Here is an 18,168-nt window from a genome sequence, read left to right as displayed (position 1 = left end):
AAGATCCCTGCCTTCGTTTAGATTTTTACATGAGGCAACCCGTCTCGTTCGTTTAGATTCTTAAGAGAGGCAACATGCAGCCAAACCCCACTTTATCCGATAAGTTCGTTGACCCCGCCCATTTAAGGCAATATAATCTTCCCGCCCCGGGGAGCTGCCAAACCCAAGCCCCCCGAGGCGGATCAACGTCGCAAAGACAAAAGGACATACAAAAAATACGACGGCCCCTCGGGGCAACCCGGTGAGAATCCGGGGCAGCCCCGCTACTGTAAGCAAGCCGACGGGTCAAAAGCGGCGGCCCCGTGCCGCAGCTCCGGACAAGACCCCGCGGCCCGCAAGCCAGAAAACCCGGGGGGAGCCTGGAAGGATGTTGTGCGAGGGCATGTATCATCCGGGTCTTTTGAATCGTGAAAAGGGGGCCGGGGGTCCCCTTTGTGTTTTTTCCCGTTCGTCCGTCGCCGGCGGGCCAAAGCCTTGGGGAACTACTCCGAAGGCCTTCGGGCTGGCGGTCCTTCTTCTTCTCCATCTCCTCGCGGTCCCCGCCGGCCCAGCCGCCGGAGCCCCAAGGCGGATAGTGTCCCTATCGCCGTCGGGCACGGAGATCCTGTTCGCCCTGGGACTTGGAGCGAACGTGGCGGCGGTCACCACCTTCTGCGACCACCCCAAGGAGGCCCTCTCCAAACCTAAGATCGGGGGCTTCGCGGACGTGAGCATCGAGTCGCTTTTGGCCATGAAGGCGGACCTGGTGGTGCTCCAGGACATCCACTCCCCGCTGGCAAGGCAGCTCTTAAGGGCCAAGATACCATGGGTGATGCTAAGACAGAACAGCGTGGAGGACGTGCTGAGATCGATACGGGAACTGGCCTCCGCCTGCAATGTCAACGATAAGGGACGATCCCTCACCTCCTCCATAACGGCCCAGATGAACCGAACGGCCAAAGCCATCCAATCCCGCAGGAGCTCCAAGAAGCCCAAGGTCCTGGTGTGCGTCTCCCGGGAGATGGAAAGCAGCCGCATAACGTCCTTCTACGCCGCAGGCCCCGGCACATTCTACGACCAGCTGATAACCATGGCGGGGGGTACCAACGCCGTTCCCAAAGGCTCCCCCCAATACCCGCTGGTCTACCCTGAGGGGCTCATGGCCATGAACCCCGACGTGATAATCGATCTAATCGGCGACAGCCGCTTCTACCACGGATCCTCCACATTCAACCGCAAGGAGACGTTCAAAAAGGACAACGTCCTGGCCCAATGGGAGAGGTCGTTCCCGTGGCTTGGAGCCGTCAGGTCCCACAAGGTGGCGGTACTGGAGGGCACCTTGTACCTACGTCCAGGCCCCAGGATGCCGAAGACCCTTAAGGGGTTCGCCTCCGCCATATGGGGAGAGGAGGTCCCAGGGAAGCGATGAACCACGGGGATGAGCTCTTAAAGACCCGGGACCTCACGGTCCGTTTCAAATCCAAGACCGCCGTGAAGGCCCTAAGCCTGTCCCTTCGCCTGGGGGAGGCCCTGGCGCTCATAGGCCCCAACGGGGCGGGGAAGAGCACCCTGCTCAAGGCACTGATGGGGCTGGTGCCCTTCGAGGGAGAGGCATGGGCCATGGGCAAGCCCATTAGGACCTTAAGGCCCAGGGAGATCAGCCGCATTGCGGCCATGGTGCCCCAGCCCTCCGAAAGACGCCCCCCGGTGACCCCAAGGGAGCTGGCCAAGCTCTCCCGGTACCCCTGGCAAGGGCCCTTCGACCCCCTAGGGGCCGAGGACCTCAAGGCGGTGGAAGGGGCCCTGCGGGTGGTGGGGCTTGACTCATTGGCGGACACCCCCATGGAGGAGCTAAGCGGCGGCGAGGGCCAACGGGCCCTCATGGCCGCGGCCCTTGCACAGGGGACCCCTTGTCTTCTGCTGGACGAGCCCACCGCGTTCCTGGACCACCGGCACCAACAGGAGGTGCTCAACCTGCTCATGGCGCTTAAGGACGGCGGGACGGGTGGAGAAAAGGGGATGCTGATGGTGACCCACGACGTAAACCTGGCATTGGCATGGGCGGACCGGGTGGTGGCCATGAGGGACGGGGAGGCGCTTTTCACCCTTCCACCGCACCAGATAGGCCCCTCGGAGCTAGAGGAGGTCTTCAACGTGCCCTTCGTCATGCTCACCGACCAGCGGGGCAGGGGGTGCTTGATGCCGGAGGTCATGCTGCGATGACAGGCCCACGTAACCTTTGGCTGGCCATGGCCTCCCTGGCTATCATCATCCTAAGCCCCTTCATGGGCCCCGCGGAGGTGCCCCTTGAGATTGAAAAAGCCCTCCACAGCCCCATATTCATGGAGATGCGGCTTCCCAGGGTGCTGCTGGGCTACGCCACCGGCGCCACCTTGAGCCTTTGCGGGGCGGTCTTCCAGGTGCTGCTCAGGAACAGCCTGGCCTCCCCGGACGTGATGGGGGTGTCCTCCGGCGCCGCGCTGGGGGCGGTGTGCGCCATACGGTTTGGGCTCAACATCCCATTGGGGGCCGGGGCCTTCCTGGGCTCCGCCCTGGCCATAGGGCTCATACAGGCGGCAGGGGCGGTGACCCAAAGGCGGAACCCCTCCGGGGAGGGGCTCATGCTGGCGGGGGTGGCCGCCAGCTTCCTATTCGGAAGCCTCAACATGATAATCCAGTACGGAGGGGGCTACTCGGACTCCTTCAGGATGATGCGCTGGTCCATGGGGGGCATACAGGTGATAGGCTGGGACCCACTCCTGCCGGCCCTCCTGACCCTTGGGATAACCGTGCTGGCGTGCCGGTTCTTCCTTCAAGACCTAAAGCTGATCCGGTGCGGCTCAATCCTGGCCAAGAGCCGGGGGGTGCCGGTGGAATCGGTGCGGCTGATACTGTTCTCCACGATCTCCATGGCGGTGGCCTCCAGCGTGTCCCTGTGCGGCCCCATAGGCTTCGTGGGGCTCTTCGGCCCCCACATGGCCAGGATGACCGGCGCAAGGGGGCAGGGAGAGATCCTCTCCGCCAGCGCCATGATAGGGGGCTCCATGCTGACGCTATGCGACGTGGCGGCCAGGACCCTTTGGGCCCCATCGGAGATACCGGTGGGCATAATAACCTCCGGCGTAGGGGCCCTCTTCTTCCTCTGGCTGCTCATCAGAGGACAAGGATAAGGACCGCCCTGGGGGCAAATTGGAAAAACACAAAAGGACAAGGCCACAGGACAAACGATAAGAGGAGGTTGAACGGCTTGGCGCAGCACGCCCTTTGGTTCCTGAACGAAGGAGGCCCTATCATGTGGCTCATCTTGGCCCTGTCGGTCAGCGGCACGTGGATATTTCTAGAGCGGCTCTTCCTCATGAGGTCCATAAGGAACAAGCTCTCCTCCTCGGAGGGGCTACTGAACTCCCTTTTGGCCCCCCTTTCCTCCGGAGATCTTCGGGGCGCCGAGGAGGCCCTCCGCCTTCAAGAGGACGGCCCGCTGAAGGATCTCCTCAAGGAACTGGTGGGCCTTTGGGACGCTGGGGCTCAGGCCATGAGGGAAGGGGGAAGCGTATTCATAAGGGGCGAGGTCTTCAGACAGCAGAAGGGGCTACGGTGGCTTGAGATGTCCGTCCGCCTCTCCCCCATGCTGGGCCTCTTGGGAACCGTCATAGGGATGGTGCAGATGTTCGCCGCCATAGGCTCCTCCGGGGCCGCCTCCTCGTTGGTGGCAAGGGGCATCAGGGTGGCCCTCTTCACCACCGTGGCGGGGCTGTCCTGCGCCATACCCGCCCAGGCGGGGCTCATCGCCCTGCAGCACATGATCGACTGGTACGAAGAGGCCTTGAACAGGGCGGCGGACCGGGTGGTGCTTGCAAGGTTCAAGGGTCCAGCACAAGCCCAGCGCCCCAGGGGGGGCAAGATGGAGGTGGGGTCCTTGGGGTGAGGAGGAACGGACCTGATATCGACATGACGCCCCTGCTGGACGTGCTCTTCATCCTCATCATCTTCTTCGTCCTCACGTCCTCCTTCGCGGGCCTCAACCTGAAGGACGTGCTGCTCCCCAGCGGAAAGGGCTCGGCGGTGACGGAGGGGATGACGAAGACCATCACCGTGGCGGTCCTCAAAGATGGGTCCCTCAGGGTGGACAACCGCCCCATGTCCTTTGAAGGACTCAAAGATCTCGTAAAGGGCAATGGCAAGGGCTGCAAGGTCCTGCTCGGGGCGCACCGGGACGCCCCCTACGGAAGGGTTGCCCAGGCCCTTGAGGCCCTTCAGAGCCTTGGGGTCACTTCCGTGGGGCTTCTGACGGAGGAACCAAGGTGAGACGCCTCACGGCGGCGGCGCTGGCCCTCGGGCTCCACGGGGCGGCCCTTTGGGCCCTGCCCTGGGCCCTGGGTGAGGGGATCTACAAGGAAGAGACGCGTAGCCGCCGGATGGCCATAACGGTGGCCATGGAGCCCCAAGCCCCCCTCACACCAAAATCGCCGCCAACCATCCCGCCAGGGCCTGGCGAAGACCTAGGACATAGGACAAAGGAAGCGGCTCACCCCCAAGGAGTCCAAGGGGCCCCTTACAGCAAAGCTAAGGATGCCTTAGCCGAAGATGGAAGGTCCCCCGGGGTGGAAACCGCCCATAAACCTAATTTACAAAATTTACAAGACGCGCAAGACTGGGGCCCCAAGGCGGAAGCCCCCCTCTCAGCGGGGCAATCGGACGGGAAGGGCGTCCTAGATGAGACCGGCCCCATGGGGCCACAGGCGCCTTCCACCTCCGGCGCGGCGGATCCCCCCGAAGGGGCCCTAGAGCTGGACGGGAGGGACCTGGCGGTGAGAAGGTCGGTGCCCCCCTACCCCCTTTCCTCTCGGCGGAGGGGGGAGGAGGGCACCGTGGTGGTGTGCCTTTGGGTGAGCCGAGGACGCCCGGAGCGGGGGGAGATAAGGTCCTCCAGCGGCCACAAAGCCCTTGACGAAGCGGCCAAAAGGGCCGCCATGGATTGGCGCTTTAAGGAGGACCTGAGCGGCACCGTACTAATCCCCTTCCGATTCAGCCTTAAGGACTGACACCCCCGCCCCCTTCAAGCTAAAACCTGGCATCCAGGGATATGTAAAGCCTACGCTCCGGGGTAAGGTACCCCTCCTTGTCCAGCACGTACCGCCGGTCGAACAGGTTGCGGCCCCCGACCCTCACCGAAAGGTCGCCGGAGGCGAAGGCCACCGAGCCGTCCAGCAGGAACATGTCCTCATCGGAGTACCCGCGGCTGTTGTTGCGGATGGCCCTGTCGCCGTAGAACCGGCCGGTAAGGTCCGCCCTCCAGGGCCCCTTGGCCCAGCTCAAGGTGCCCGAAAGGTCCCACCTTGGATCCTGGGACCTACGCCAGACGCCGCCGCTTAACTCCTCACCATAGGTCCAAGAGGCCCCTTGACGGTACGAAAACTCCTCGGAGAGCTTAAGCGAGAAGCCACCCTCAACCCCGTAGGCCCGGTACCTGTCCAGGTTCACGTACTTTCCTACCCAAGTCACGGGATCGGACTGGTAGGTTATCTTGTCGTCCACCTGGGTATAGAAGACGCCTAAGCTCCAGGAGCGGTCCCTGCCCTTGACTCCCCCTTCGTAGCTCCATCCCTTCTCGGGCCTTAAGTCGTAGTTCGGCTCCCCGAAACTCCTCATGGGCATGTAAATCTGGAAGAAGCTGGGCATCACGAAGAACCTCCCGGCGGAAAGGTACCAAAGCCTGCCCCCAGCATCCTCCCGGTAAAGGGACAGCTTAGGGGACAGCTCCGACTGGTTATCGCCGCCCTCCACATGCCACCTCTCATACCTCAGCCCCAGGTCCGCGGTGATATCCCCCAAGGGGACCGTTGTCTCGCCGTATACCATGACCGCGTCCCTCTTAAGGTCGTAGGGGTCGTTGTTGCCCCAGGGGTTGTCGGCGTTGAGGTAGTCGGAGTCGTCCCGCCGAAGCTCCAGGCCGAAGGCGGAGGCGTTGCCCCAAAGCCGCCCCCGCCCCTCCAGGGACAGGCCCATGTTCCGGTCCCGGTAGTCGCTCCTGCCGCTGCTGTCGAACACCCTCTTGGCGGATTCACCGTAGTAGCCCTTCAGCTTCAGTCCCCCCAGGGGCACCCCGAGGACCACCCGGGAATAGCTGTTCTCCTGCCGGTTCTCATCACCGTTGTAGGTCCAGCGGGACGAGTAGTCCCCCCACTGGCTTGTGAGCTCCCATCGGCCCTCGGCGGATCCCACGGACAGGCCGTAGTGGTTGGAGCTGTAATCCCTTGAGAAGTCCTTAAGGCCGTTGCTCCTGAGCCTCATCTCCCGCTCCCCCTCATCCTCCCTTGAATATGAGGCCCTAACCCAAAGGGATTGGGATGCGGCGGAGGCGGTGAAGGATCCAGCCCGGTAACCGCCGGAACCGGCGGTGAACCGAACCTCCAGGGGCCTTTGGGAAGCTTCGGCCCCCTTGGAGGTTATGACGTTTATGACTCCCGCGGCGCCGTGGGAGCCGTAAAGGGCGGAGGAAGCCCCCTTAACCACCTCCACCCTCTCCACGGAGCTCAGGGGTATGGATCTTAAGTCAAAGGGGGCTCCCAACACCGGCCCGGTGCCGTAACTGGAGGTCATGAAGGGCACCCCGTCCACCAGAAGGAGCGTCTCGGTGGTCATGCCCCTTATGGATATGCCCTTGGACTGGGCCATGGCGGCGCCGTTCACGAGCCCAGTGACGCCGGGCAGGGAGTCCAGGGCCTCCTGAAGGTTCTGAAAGCCCCGGGCGGCCATGTCGGCGGAGGTTATGACGTACCCCTGGGACGGCAGGTCCGACATGTCCTCCGCCAGCCGGGAGCCGGTGACCTCTACCACGGGAACCTCCATTCCAAAGGCCGAGGGGGGAGCCAACCACAGGACTAAAACCATAGCCGAAAGGCCCAAACGCCCAAAAGGGCCCCACAAACGCGGAACCTTAATCAACGGGATCACTCCTTCGGAAAACAAAAAATACACATCAAACCACCGAAGACCGCAAGAGACGAAAAAGGCAAGATCACGCTTTCGAATCACCCACCTCCCCCACGCCCTCAAGGGGCGTTCCAAAAATCAAGCACAAAAAAAGAGGCCCCGAGGGCCTCAAAACGCAAAACGGCGCCCTCCCCCGCCCTCGAGGGGTGGACGCAACTCAAGGCCCAGGCGCCAGTGTCGGGCTTAGACGGCCATAACCGTCCATACCGTAGCGGGGCTGCGCCGGATTCCCACCGGACTTCCTGAAACAGCCGGGCCTTTAAGTTTTTAAGTTTTACATCTTCTAAAACAACTCCCCGCCTGCGGCGGCCAAAGCGGCGCCGCCGTGAGGGCAAGGGGTCTTTCGTTCATGTTAACACTCAAAAACCGTAATAGAAAATTAAGTTTATTCCGAAAAACCATCCCTGCCCCCAATAAGTCCCGGGGCTACCAGTCGGGCGTCCCAGGCCCTAGAAGCCTCGTCAGCAGGAGAGACAAAGCGCAGGAGCTCCCCTTGGGCTTACGGGGGATAGCCCCCAAGTAGCTTTAACTGGCACAATGGAAGTGGGATAGGAAACAAAACAGGGGCCCGGTGCGCCGGGTCCCTGGGGCAGAGGCCTGTTCCAATCACCGTCCGCCCGCCGCCAGCTTCTTCCACCCGTCCTCCCCCAGGGCGTACCTCAAGGCCGCCTCCGCGGACAATAGGTCGCACCGGGCGTCCACCAGGTCGTTCATGGCCTGCTCCAGCCTCACCCTGGCGTCCATCACGTCCAGGTTGGTGCCAACCCGGGCCTCGTAGCGCTTGAGGGATATCCGGTGGTCCTCGGTGGCCTGCTCCACCATGGCCTCCGCGGCCTTGACCCGCTCCCTAGCCTCCAGGAGGGACTCCATGGCGTCCACGGCCTCCTGCCGTATGGCCAGCTTCATGTCCTCCACCTTAGAGAGCAGGGACTCCGCCAGGGCGAGGGACTGGCGGGCCTTGGAACGGTTCTCCCCGCCGTCCCACATCCTCCACTGAAGGGTCATGGAAAGCAGATAATCGTCCTTCTCGGAGGGGAAGAAGTGGGAGTCCACCCGATAGGCCTCCCCCTTCAAAATCACCTGCGGCCTGTCCTGCCCCGCCGCGGCGTCCGCCAGGGCCTTGGCCTGCCTGTAGGACATCTCCAAAGAGCGGATCTCCGCCCTCCTCTCCGCCGCCAGATCCGCAAGGTCCGATGGGAGCTCCTCCGGGACCGAAAAAACGGGCTGCTCAACCATAGCGTCCCTTGGGACCTTAAAACCCGCCGCCCTGTCCAGGGCGCCGTAGGCCCTTTGAACCGCCCCCTGGGCCCTTATGAGGTTCAGCCTGGCGTTGGAGAGGGCCACCTGGGCCCTCAACACCTCCGCCTTGGGCACCATGCCGACCCGGTAGAAGGCCTGAACCATGTTAAGATACGCCTCCGACAGCTCCACCACCTTGCTGGCCACCTGAGATTTGCCCTGGGATCTTATGAGGGCGAGGTAGCTGGCCCTCAGGCGGTACATTAGCCCCTCCACAGCCCGCTCCCGATCCGCCTCGGCGGCCTTCAGCGCCGCCTCCGCGGCCTTAACCTTGCCCGTCAGGGTCCCGCCGGAGTAAAGCACGTAGGACAAGGCCAACGAGGCCTTGTAGGTCTCCTCGTAACCGGTTATGGCTATCCCAATTGGGCGGTTTTCGAAGTCGTACACCTTGCCCTTGGAGGCCTCCTGGGCCTTGGAACCGTAAAGCACCCCGTCCAGCTTTGGACTCAACCCCGCCCTGGCCTGCTCCAGAGCCCACCGGGCCCTCTCAACCCCCATGTCAAGGGCCCTAACCGCCGGGTGGGAACACATGAGCCTTGACTCCAGATCCTCCAAACGAAGGGTGCCCCCTAATGCCGCGGAACCCGTAAGCAGGACGAGGAGGACGGAGAAGAGGAAAGACGGGGCACAACCCCGCATCTGGCGAAACCTCACCTTGCCGCCCCCCCCAGTATGACCTCACAGCCCCGCCTCCAAAGGGCCGCCGCCTGGTCCACGTCCAGCCACACCATGAGGTTGAACATGATGCCGTCGAAGAAGACGCAGAGCACCTCCTCCAACCCATCGGGGACCTTGCCGATCTCCCCCAGGACGGAACGCATCTCGTGGAGCATCCTGTTCTTCAATGTCCCCGCGAGATCCCTCATGCCCTCAACCTCCCGGTGGGCCAGAAGGCGAAGCTCAAACCACAGGGACAAGGACTCCCTCTGCTCCCAAAGCATCCTGAGGAACCCCTCGCCCTTCCGGATGGACACGGACAACAGCTCCTCCCCGTCGGACACCCCCTCCCCAAGGTAGGAGACTATCCTCACCACCTCGTCCTCCATGACCCGCTGGAAGAGGTCGAACTTGCCTTGAAAGTGCCAGTAGAAGGCACCCTTGCTCACGTTGGCGGACCTCACTATGGCGTCCACGCTGGCCCCTTCGTAACCCCTAAGGGCAAATATGCGCCTTGCGCTGTCTAATATGGAATCCCTGGCATCGGAAACCAAAACCCATTCCCCCTTCCGAATCCGAGAGGATGTTCCCACAAACCGACCGGTCTGTCAAGCAACCCCCAAGAAAAGGGGCCCCGAAGGGCCCCAAAAACCCGAAAGACCGAGAAGACCGGCGCGGTCCCGCTCCGTTAACGCTTGGAGTACTGGAACCGGGCGCGGGCTCCAGCCTGACCGAACTTCTTCCTCTCCACCATCCTGGGATCCCTGGTGAGAAGGCCTGCCTTCTTCAACGCCGGACGGGCCTGGGGGTTCATCTTCAATATGGCCCTGGCTATGCCAAGCCGGATGGCCCCCGCCTGACCGGTAAGGCCGCCGCCGTGGGCCCTCACCAGAACGTCCACCTTGCCCTCCACACCGGCCACCTTCAACGCCTCAAGGGCGTGGATCTGCCAGGTGAACCGGGGCAGGTAGTCCCCGATCTCGCGGTTGTTGACCTTGATCAAACCCTGGCCGGGACGGATCCTAACGCGGGCCACCGCGTTCTTACGCCTGCCGGTGCCCCAGAAGTACATGTTGGAAGCCTGCACCTTCTATTCCCCCCTCTTCCTTAAAGTTCCAAGGTCTCAGGCTTCTGGGCCCCGTGGGGATGGGTGGGACCCGCGTAGACCTTAAGCTTCTTGAACATGGCCCTGCCGAGACGGTTCTTGGGAAGCATCCCCTTGACTACCCGCTCGATGAGCTTCTCCGGGTTCTGGTCCAGTATCTTGCCGTAAGACACGGACTTAAGACCGCCGGAGTAACCGCTGAACCGGTGAACCATGGACTGCTCACGCTTCTTGCCCGTAAGCCCCACCTTCTCCGCGTTTATGACCACCACGAAATCCCCCGTGTCCACATGGGGGGTGTAGGTGGGCCTGTGCTTGCCGGACAGAACCAACGCTATCCGGGACGCAAGACGACCCAGATGCTTGTCCGTGGCGTCCACCACATACCACTTGCGCTCCACGGCTTCCTTCTTAGCCATGAACGATCTGGTACCGATCATGGATTCTCCTCCTTCGCTGGGAAAGACAGCTTCTTCATATCTACTCAAAAGCGCAACCCACCGGCAACCGGCCCTCCATAACCGCCGTGGGGGTGGCGGACAGGGACCGAAAATCCCGCTAGATCACGCGCTTAAGCCTGGGATTAGGAGTCACACCGGGGATCCGGCCCCTCTTGGCCACGCTGACCCCATCAACCTCCTTTATGTCCATGGTCATGTCCCGGGGCGTGCCGTGGGCTATGTAACTGCCCACGCCAAAACCGGAGGCCCCAGCCTCCGCCAACACCCTTATCCGCTCCGGGTTCAACCCACCGGACACGAATACCCCTACATGACCATAGCCGGCCATGGAAAGCCGGCAACGTACCTCCCGCACCAGGTCAGGGGTAACTCCCCCTCGCTCCCCGGGAGTATCAAGTCTAACAGCGAAAAGCCTTTCTTTCAAGGCCTCCGCCACCGAAAGGGCCTCCTCCGCCTCGTCCCGGAAGGTGTCAACCAGGATGGAGCGCTTCTCCTGCTCCGGAAGCACCTTATCGTACGCCAAAGCCACCTTCACGGTGTCGCCGGCTATCAGCACGGCCGCGTGGGGGATCGTACCCCGGGGCTCCCTGCCGCCCAGCTTGGCCCCAAGTATGCAGCTGACGTCGGAACAGCCCCCTATCAAGGCGGACCTCTCCATCACCGGGGCGCATGAGGGGTGCACATGCCTCGCCCCAAAACACAGCACCGGCAGCCCACCCGCCGCCTCCACACAACGCCGGGCGGCGGTGGCCCAGCCGCTTGCGCTGGACAACATCCCAAGAAGGGTGGTCTCGTAAAGCCCAAACTCCCCGTAGGGGCCCCGGATCCTCATCACCACCTCCCGGGGATAGAACTCCTCCCCCTCCTCAAGGGCCTCCACGGAAACCCTAGCACCTGCCTTGAGGAACAGGCGGCGAACCTCCTCCACCCCGCAGAAAACCCCGCCCTCCCGGGCGAAAACCTCCGCGCAGACCTCCACATCCAGCCTGCCAAGGCTCCGCAGCACGTCCCGGGTCTTCACGAAGTAGACGTCCGACGTCCAACCCCCTACTATCTCATGGTGGTCGGCGGAGAAAAGCCGGTCCCCCTCAACCTCGAACCTAAAAACATCCTCCATCCGGTCAACCCCGGAAGACAAGGCCAAGACCCCCTCCTGCTAGCCAAGCCCCAAGGGACAAGGCACGACACAAAAACCGCCGTCCTACGATATGGCCACCAAAACCAACGACAACAGCATGAAAAGACCCATCAGGACCGCCGATATCTTGGTAAGGCCGCTCATCCGCTGCCAAGCCCCGGAATTGTCCTGCTGGGTAGCCCCTCCAAACATGCCGGAGAAACCACCGCTCTTTCGATGCTGCATCAATATGGAGCCCCCAAGGGCCACACACACCACCAACTGCAACAAAGCCAATAGGACCTTCAACGCCAGCACCCCCGCAAACCCGCGATCTAAAACACCAAGCTACCGTCCATCGGACGGTCCAACTAAGGATTCTATCACAATAGGGGCAAACAGGGCCAGCTTTGCCGCCGCCTTGGCCCGGTGGGATATGCGGTCCTTAAGGCCCCCCGCCTGGGCCAGCGTGACGTCCAACCCCTTGGGCCGGAACACCGGATCGTACCCGAATCCCCAGTCCCCCGCCGGGGCCTCCGCTATTACCCCCTCCAGCTCGCCCCGGAAGGAGAACACCCTGCCGTCCGGCATGAGCAGCACCGCCACGCAAACGAACCGGGCCCACCGGTCCGCCTGCCCCTCAAGACGCTCAAGAAGCCACCGTATCCGCTCCCCATCGGAAGCCCCCACCCGGGCAGAGAATATCCCGGGCCCCATGTCCAAGGCCCGCACCTCCAAACCGGAGTCCTCCGCCAGCACCGGAAGCCCCCCGGAGAGCCCCACGTAAGACCTGGCCTTCTTGAGGGCGTTCTCAAAATAGCTGGCCCCGTCCTCCTCCACATCCACCTTCGTATTGGGCAGCCTGACTGAGATACCACGCCCCCCCAAAAGGCCCTCCCACTCCCTCACCTTGCCGTGGTTCCCGGTGGCCAAGAGCACCTCAACCCTCCAAGAGCTCTTCAAAACTCCCCACCCCCAAAACCTCCAGCTGAAGCCGGTGAAGACGCCTTATGCCCTCCTCGGCAGCCAAAAGCATCCGATCAAAGGACCCACGGGAGAAAAGGGAATCCTCCCCGGTGGCCTGGAGCTCCACGAAACGCCCGTCCTCCGCCATCACCACGTTGCAGTCCACCTGGGCGGTGGAGTCCTCCTCGTAGCAAAGGTCCACAAGCACCTCATCCCCCACGAGGCCCACGCTCACCGCCGCCACCTGGTGCACCACCGGCAAGGCCTTCACCAACTCCCGATCCTGCAGCCACCGGCACGCGTCCACCAGCGCCACGAACGACGCGGTTATGGCCGCGGTCCTGGTACCACCGTCGGCCTGCAGCACGTCGCAGTCTATCCATATGGTCCTCTCCCCAAGTAAATTGAGATCCACCGAGGCCCTCAAGGACCTACCTATGAGACGCTGTATCTCCTGCCCCCGTGCGTTAGGACGCCCCCGGCTTATCTCCCGCTGGGTGCGCTGGTGGGTGGAACGGGGAAGCATGGCGTACTCGGCGCTCACCCACCCCTGCCCGCTCCCCCTTAGGAACTGGGGCACCTTCTCCTCCACCGAGGCGGTGCACAGCACGTGGGTGTTCCCCCACCTTATGAGGGCAGACCCCTCCGCATAGCGGTTGCAGCCCCGGTCTATCTCCACGGGCCTTAAATCCCCAAGGCCCCTTCCGTCTATCCTGTCCAAACCGCCACCCCCTAGGGCTTAAGGGCCCAAGGCTTGGACAGATCCAACACGGACTTGTCCGACACCTCCTGCCCATCCACGTAAACCTTGACCTTCCTTACGGGGGAGAAGTTCTCCGACATGGTCTTCACCAAGCCGGTCATGACCAGCTGCGCCCTTTCCTTGCCAAGCCCCTTGAGCCCCTCAAGGAAGGTGCCGCTCAGGTCAAGGTAAAGCCAATCACCGCTCCTGAAAAGATGCAGCACCTGAACCGAGCCCTTGGTCCAACCGGAGCTGGCAAGCTCCGCCATGAAGAACTCCACAACCCCCTTCATGGCATCCTCATCGGTGACCACACCGGAGGCCTTGAAATCCTTGACCTCCAGGGACGTGCCGGACGGAAGGTAAACCCGGTAGCTGTCCGACTCCGACGCCAGGTCCTCCGAAACCCCCTCCACCGACACCTCCTCCGGCGACGTTACGGTGCCCCTCACGTTCCTGCCCCCGGAATCCAGGTACTTGAAGGCAATGGACGTGACGCCGTAACCCACCCCGAAGAATATGGCCACCAGGGAGGCCCAGGCTATGAGCCTGAAGGGCAGCGGGGCCTTACGCTTCTCACCGCCCTCCTCCGCATCCCTGCCCCTGTACCTGTCCCTTCCATAGCGATCCTGATCCCTTTGGCTGTCTTCCCTCCACATATTCCGATCCCCCATTGCTAGTATGCGGAACCCACCCTCAACGGCGGCCTCCCTTCAGGTAATCCACGACCCCCCTGGCCAGGGCGGAGGCCATCCGCCCCTGGAAACCGGGATCCCTTAGAAGCGCCGCGTCGGAGGGCTCCGATATGAACCCCATCTCCACCAGCACCGCCGGCATGGCGGCCCCCTTCAGCACGTAAAAGGGCGCCTGGGCCACACGCTTCATGTTAAGCCCCGAGGACTTGCCACTCCCGAAAAGGGCCTCCGCAAAGGATGTGCTCACGTCTATCTTCTGGTTCTGCTGCATGTCCCCCAGTATCTGCATCAACAACTGGGTCTTCCGGTCCATGCCCTCATTGGTAGAAGAAGCGTCCCCTATCTCCCGGTTCTCAAACAGCGCCAGCCTCATGGCGTCCCGGTCGGTGGGAAGCGACATGAGGTACAGCTCCACCCCACGGGAGTGGCGGCCCGGCGGAAGGGAGTTGCAGTGAAGGCTCAAGAACAGATCTGCCTTCCACTGGTTCGCCAGCTGGGTGCGCTCCGAAAGCTTGAGGTACCGATCGTCCTGTCTGGTGAGCCTCACGTCGACCCCGTAGGCGCTGAGCACCTCCTTGAGCCTTAACGCCACCTGAAGGTTTATGTCCTTCTCCCTAAGGCCGTTCCCCATGGCCCCCGGGTCCTTGCCGCCGTGGCCGGGATCCACCGCCACCACCGGCCGGTCCTTACCCTTGAAAACCCGCTCCACCGATATGAACGGCCGATCGGCCACGCCGCCATTCCCGGAGGAGGCATCTCTGGATGGTTTACCCTCAACACCCCAGTCGTCGGAGGAGGCGGAGGACTCCACCCTTGCCCCGCCATCGGCCGCGTCACCCGCGGGCTGGTAGGCGGCGCTGCCGTCCGGGAAGTCCAATACGAGCCTCACCGGGGAGTCCAACGAAAAGTGCCTCACCGGCAGGTTTGCGGCCTTAAAGGTCAAAGTGGTGGAGGAACCGTAGGAGATGATGGAGCAGCTAACCACATCCTGCCTCGGAGACGGGGGTATCAACGACTGGGGCACCCCAAAGGGGAGGGACACCTGCACTCCCCGCTGGGTCTGGGACACGGTGACGTTTTCCAAGGAACCAAGCTCCAGCACCGCCCTCACAAAGCCCTTCTGCACGCCCCACCGAAAGCTCTTGACGTATTGGGGAACCTCCTCCCCTCCCTGGGATGCGGGGCGCAAGCCCTTGGAATCCTTGGACGCCGGGCCCTTCCCCGACTCCTTGGGGGCAGGGGCAGCGGAAACTTCCGCGGGGCCATTCGAAAACCCCCGGAAGGCAAGGTTCCCATTCATGCCCGCGGACTTCAGAAATCCGTTGACGATCCCAAGGGCCCCCTTCTGCTCAACCCACCAGTGCCCCCCATCGCCCATGACCGGGTGCTCCATGGGCACCACCGAGCCGTTAAGCCTAGCCACCGGCGAGTTGGCCCAGAACTCCAGCTTGCGACCTCCCATGGAGACCACCAAACCGTCGGACCTGGGCTGCCACGAAAGCCCAAGGGAGGACAGCATCACGTCCGCCGCCACCAACGTGAGGCTCCCCTGCCTCCTAAACGGCACATCCCCCTTGCGGGATTCCCCGTTCCACAACACCATGAAGCCCCCCTCCCGGGCTTCGGCCCGGGGCAGGGCAAGACATAGGAAGCCCACTAAAAAGAGCGATAGAAAAACTGAAACCGAAACCCTGCGACTCAACTCCTAAGACCCGCCTCCTCCAAAACAATCGGCACCGCCGTCAACACGTCCTCCCTAGACAAGTCCCGGTGGGTCACCATCCGGACCCTCCCGTCCGACGACGCCCCCACCAGAACCCCCTTCTCCGCCAGGGCCTTGACGAACTCCCCCGGCGAAACACCGCAAGGAAGGGAGAAGTAGACCATGTTGGTGGGATTCGGCACCCTATGCACCTTCAAGCCGCCCTCCTCCAGCCTTTGGGAGAGCAGGGCGGCGTTCTCGTGGTCCTCCGCCAGCCTTTCCACGCCCTTCAACGCCAAAAGCCCAGCGGCGGCCACCACCCCCGCCTGCCTTAGCCCGCCGCCCAAGCGCTTCCTCCAGCCCCTGGCCTCCTCTATGAAGTCCGAAGGGCCGCACAACACGGACCCCATGGGGGCCCCAAGGCCCTTGGAAAGACATATCATAACGGAGCTCACCGCCTCCCCGTAAAGGCGCGGCGAACAGCCCAAGGCCACGCAGGCGTTAAAAAGCCTGGCCCCGTCCAGATGCACCGCAAGGCCCTGATCCCGGGCCTTAAGGGCAACGTCCCTCATCCTTTGAAGCTCCACCGCCGCCCCGCCGCAGGCGTTGTGGGTGTTCTCAAGACACAACAACCTCGTGGGGGAGAAGTGCACGTTTTCAGAGCCCCGGAGGGCCCCCTTAACCTCCTCAAAGGCCGGACACCCCGACGAATCGTCCAGCACCACGGGGAACACTCCCCCCAGGGCGGACATGCCCCCCGCCTCGTAGTTGTACATGTGGGACATGCGCCCCACCATGGCAGAGGTCCCCCTGGGGCACCAGGTGAGAGCCGCGGTGAGGTTCCCCATGGTGCCGGAACAGACGAAAAGGGCGTCCTGGGTCCCAAGCAGGGCGGCACACTCCTCCTCCAGCCGCCGAACCGTGGGGTCCTCCCGGTATACGTCGTCCCCCACCTCCGCCTCCGCCATGGCCCGCCGCATCTCCAACGTGGGCCTTGTGACCGTGTCGCTCCTGAAGTCCATGGGCATAAAACAATCCCCCCTAGAGATCAACTCCAAGCCTGGCCCAGGGGATCCACGTGGGCTCCACCGAAACCCCCATGGACACCCAGGGCTTGTTATCCCCGTGAAAGTCGGACCCGCCGGTGGGAACCAGGGACAGCTCGGAACACATCTGGAAAAGCCGCACGGCGTCCTCGCGTCTTGCGGAGGAGTGAAAACACTCCACCCCCCAAAGTCCCATGGACTTCATCTCCACCATGAGATCGTAAAGGTCCTTCCACCCCAGCCCGGTCTGCATCGGATGGGCCATTACGGCAAGCCCTCCGGAGCTTCTTATTAGCTCTATGGAGTCTACGGGGGACAGACGGCGCCTGGAAAAGTATGCTGGGGCCCCTCGACCCAGGAACCGCGCGAAGGCGTCCATGGGGTCCGAAGCATAGCCCTTCTTCACCAGGACCCGGGCTATGTGGGGCCTTCCCACCAGATCCGATCCCGCCTCTTCCCGGGCCTCCTCATGGCTGACCGGGATCCCCATCTCCTCAAGCCTTTCACATATCCGGCGGTTCCTCTCATCCCGGCCCTCCCGTATCCAGTCCAAGGCCTCCTCCAATGGGGCGGGATCGGTTATCCGGTACCCCAACATGTGGAACGTGTAGGGGGCCTCCACGGAAAGCTCCACGCCGGGTATGCCCTTGATGCCGTTCCTCCGGCAAGCCTTGAGGAACTCTTGGTTGCCAGCGGTGGTGTCGTGGTCCGTAAGGGCCATGACGGATATGCCAAGCCGGCGGCCCAGCCTTGGGAGGTCTGCGGGGCTTAGGGTCCCGTCCGAACAGGTACTGTGAAGGTGCATGTCAATCCATATCATCTTTAACTCCACCGGGCAATCAAAAAGCCCCCCCGAAGGAGGGCCGACGGGGCCTTGGAAGCTCTCACTCCTCCCCTTCCTCCTCCTCCTGGACCAGGTCGTCTATGTCAAAAAGGCCCGCCAGGTCCAGAAGAACTATGAGACGGCCATCCTCCAGCTTGGCCACCCCCTGGACGTAGTCCCTGCCTATGCCAACATCGGTGCCCACACCGGACTCCACCTGGCCGTCGTGGATGGTGCGAACCTCCCGAACCGCATCCACCAAAACCCCGAAAAGGATGTCCTGGTACTCCGCCACCACTATCCTCGAGTCGTTCGTCTTCTGGGACGGCGCGTTGCCCATCTTCACCGCCATGTCCAGCACCGGTATGACCGTACCACGGAGGTTTATGACCCCCCGCACGTAGGAAGGAGCGTTGGGCACCCTGGTTATGGAAGGGGGGACGTGCACTATTTCCCTTACCATGTTAACATCCAAGCCGCAGTACTCACCCACAAGATCGAAGACCAAAAGTATCCTCTCGGCCCCCTGGGACTCCGCATCCATCTTGACGGCCCCCTTGTTAAGGGTTCCTACCTCCACCAT

At 62.7% G+C, this 18,168-nt stretch carries 20 protein-coding genes and 2 riboswitches; of the genes, 6 read left to right on the top strand and 14 right to left on the bottom strand.

The window, feature by feature from the left end; all coding sequences use genetic code 11:
• Window positions 1–231 precede the first annotated feature (231 nt).
• Window positions 232–350, top strand: a riboswitch (cobalamin riboswitch).
• Between the two features lie 50 nt (window positions 351–400).
• The 6 genes from N2315_06005 (at window position 401) to N2315_05980 (ending at window position 5,021) form a co-directional block, all read left to right on the top strand.
• A complete protein-coding gene (locus N2315_06005) occupies window positions 401–1,408 on the top strand; it encodes a helical backbone metal receptor (GenBank protein ID MCX7828746.1) in 1,008 nt (335 codons plus the stop codon).
• Window positions 1,405–2,202 carry an ABC transporter ATP-binding protein gene (locus N2315_06000; GenBank protein ID MCX7828745.1) on the top strand — a complete coding sequence of 266 codons (798 nt, stop codon included), beginning with the start codon at window positions 1,405–1,407 and terminating at the stop codon, window positions 2,200–2,202. The genes N2315_06005 and N2315_06000 overlap by 4 nt, the downstream gene beginning before the upstream one ends.
• The gene (locus N2315_05995) at window positions 2,199–3,149 is read left to right on the top strand and encodes an iron ABC transporter permease (protein ID MCX7828744.1); all 951 of its coding nucleotides are present in this window, start codon (window positions 2,199–2,201) and stop codon (window positions 3,147–3,149) included. Before N2315_06000 ends, N2315_05995 begins: the two co-directional genes overlap by 4 nt.
• Window positions 3,150–3,226: 77 nt before the next feature.
• Window positions 3,227–3,904, top strand: coding sequence for a MotA/TolQ/ExbB proton channel family protein (locus N2315_05990; protein MCX7828743.1), 678 nt, complete (start codon window positions 3,227–3,229; stop codon window positions 3,902–3,904).
• Window positions 3,901–4,284 (top strand): biopolymer transporter ExbD, encoded by a 384-nt coding sequence (locus N2315_05985; GenBank protein ID MCX7828742.1) that lies wholly within the window; start codon window positions 3,901–3,903, stop codon window positions 4,282–4,284. The genes N2315_05990 and N2315_05985 overlap by 4 nt, the downstream gene beginning before the upstream one ends.
• 422 nt (window positions 4,285–4,706) lie before the next feature.
• Window positions 4,707–5,021: an energy transducer TonB gene (locus N2315_05980; GenBank protein ID MCX7828741.1), complete on the top strand. Its 315-nt coding sequence runs from the start codon at window positions 4,707–4,709 to the stop codon at window positions 5,019–5,021.
• Window positions 5,022–5,040: 19 nt separating this feature from the next.
• Here N2315_05980 and N2315_05975 read toward each other — a convergent pair whose 3' ends face one another.
• From N2315_05975 to N2315_05910, 14 genes are all read right to left on the bottom strand, one after another.
• Window positions 5,041–6,852 (bottom strand): TonB-dependent receptor, encoded by a 1,812-nt coding sequence (locus N2315_05975; GenBank protein MCX7828740.1) that lies wholly within the window; start codon window positions 6,850–6,852, stop codon window positions 5,041–5,043.
• A 239-nt stretch (window positions 6,853–7,091) separates the two neighbouring features.
• Window positions 7,092–7,243, bottom strand: a riboswitch (adenosylcobalamin (AdoCbl) riboswitch).
• Window positions 7,244–7,578: 335 nt separating this feature from the next.
• Window positions 7,579–8,925: a TolC family protein gene (locus N2315_05970; GenBank protein MCX7828739.1), complete on the bottom strand. Its 1,347-nt coding sequence runs from the start codon at window positions 8,923–8,925 to the stop codon at window positions 7,579–7,581.
• Window positions 8,922–9,482, bottom strand: a complete 561-nt coding sequence (locus N2315_05965; protein MCX7828738.1) for a TetR/AcrR family transcriptional regulator — start codon at window positions 9,480–9,482, stop codon at window positions 8,922–8,924. The genes N2315_05970 and N2315_05965 overlap by 4 nt, the downstream gene beginning before the upstream one ends.
• Before the next feature lie 134 nt (window positions 9,483–9,616).
• Entirely contained in the window at window positions 9,617–10,000 is a 384-nt protein-coding gene (gene rpsI / locus N2315_05960; GenBank protein MCX7828737.1) for a 30S ribosomal protein S9, read from the bottom strand.
• Window positions 10,001–10,035: 35 nt separating this feature from the next.
• Entirely contained in the window at window positions 10,036–10,473 is a 438-nt protein-coding gene (rplM, locus tag N2315_05955; GenBank protein ID MCX7828736.1) for a 50S ribosomal protein L13, read from the bottom strand.
• 118 nt (window positions 10,474–10,591) lie between these two features.
• Entirely contained in the window at window positions 10,592–11,632 is a 1,041-nt protein-coding gene (locus tag N2315_05950; protein MCX7828735.1) for a nicotinate phosphoribosyltransferase, read from the bottom strand.
• Window positions 11,633–11,695: 63 nt separating this feature from the next.
• Window positions 11,696–11,920: a preprotein translocase subunit SecG gene (secG, locus tag N2315_05945; GenBank protein MCX7828734.1), complete on the bottom strand. Its 225-nt coding sequence runs from the start codon at window positions 11,918–11,920 to the stop codon at window positions 11,696–11,698.
• A gap of 39 nt (window positions 11,921–11,959) precedes the next feature.
• Window positions 11,960–12,574, bottom strand: a complete 615-nt coding sequence (locus N2315_05940) for a non-canonical purine NTP pyrophosphatase (protein MCX7828733.1) — start codon at window positions 12,572–12,574, stop codon at window positions 11,960–11,962.
• Window positions 12,552–13,298, bottom strand: coding sequence for a ribonuclease PH (gene rph / locus N2315_05935; protein MCX7828732.1), 747 nt, complete (start codon window positions 13,296–13,298; stop codon window positions 12,552–12,554). The genes N2315_05940 and rph overlap by 23 nt, the downstream gene beginning before the upstream one ends.
• Window positions 13,299–13,309: 11 nt before the next feature.
• Window positions 13,310–13,978 (bottom strand): GerMN domain-containing protein, encoded by a 669-nt coding sequence (locus tag N2315_05930; GenBank protein MCX7828731.1) that lies wholly within the window; start codon window positions 13,976–13,978, stop codon window positions 13,310–13,312.
• Window positions 13,979–14,015: 37 nt separating this feature from the next.
• On the bottom strand, window positions 14,016–15,716 hold the full coding sequence (locus tag N2315_05925) for an N-acetylmuramoyl-L-alanine amidase (GenBank protein ID MCX7828730.1): 1,701 nt from the start codon (window positions 15,714–15,716) through the stop codon (window positions 14,016–14,018).
• Window positions 15,713–16,744 (bottom strand): beta-eliminating lyase-related protein, encoded by a 1,032-nt coding sequence (locus N2315_05920; protein MCX7828729.1) that lies wholly within the window; start codon window positions 16,742–16,744, stop codon window positions 15,713–15,715. The genes N2315_05925 and N2315_05920 overlap by 4 nt, the downstream gene beginning before the upstream one ends.
• Before the next feature lie 13 nt (window positions 16,745–16,757).
• Window positions 16,758–17,582 carry a PHP domain-containing protein gene (locus N2315_05915; GenBank protein ID MCX7828728.1) on the bottom strand — a complete coding sequence of 275 codons (825 nt, stop codon included), beginning with the start codon at window positions 17,580–17,582 and terminating at the stop codon, window positions 16,758–16,760.
• A 64-nt stretch (window positions 17,583–17,646) separates the two neighbouring features.
• Entirely contained in the window at window positions 17,647–18,168 is a 522-nt protein-coding gene (locus tag N2315_05910) for a chemotaxis protein CheW (GenBank protein MCX7828727.1), read from the bottom strand.

The sequence above is a fragment of the Thermanaerothrix sp. genome, from assembly GCA_026417795.1.
Classification (GTDB): domain Bacteria; phylum Synergistota; class Synergistia; order Synergistales; family Synergistaceae; genus Thermanaerovibrio.
This window is presented reverse-complemented; position numbering and strand designations above follow the sequence as displayed.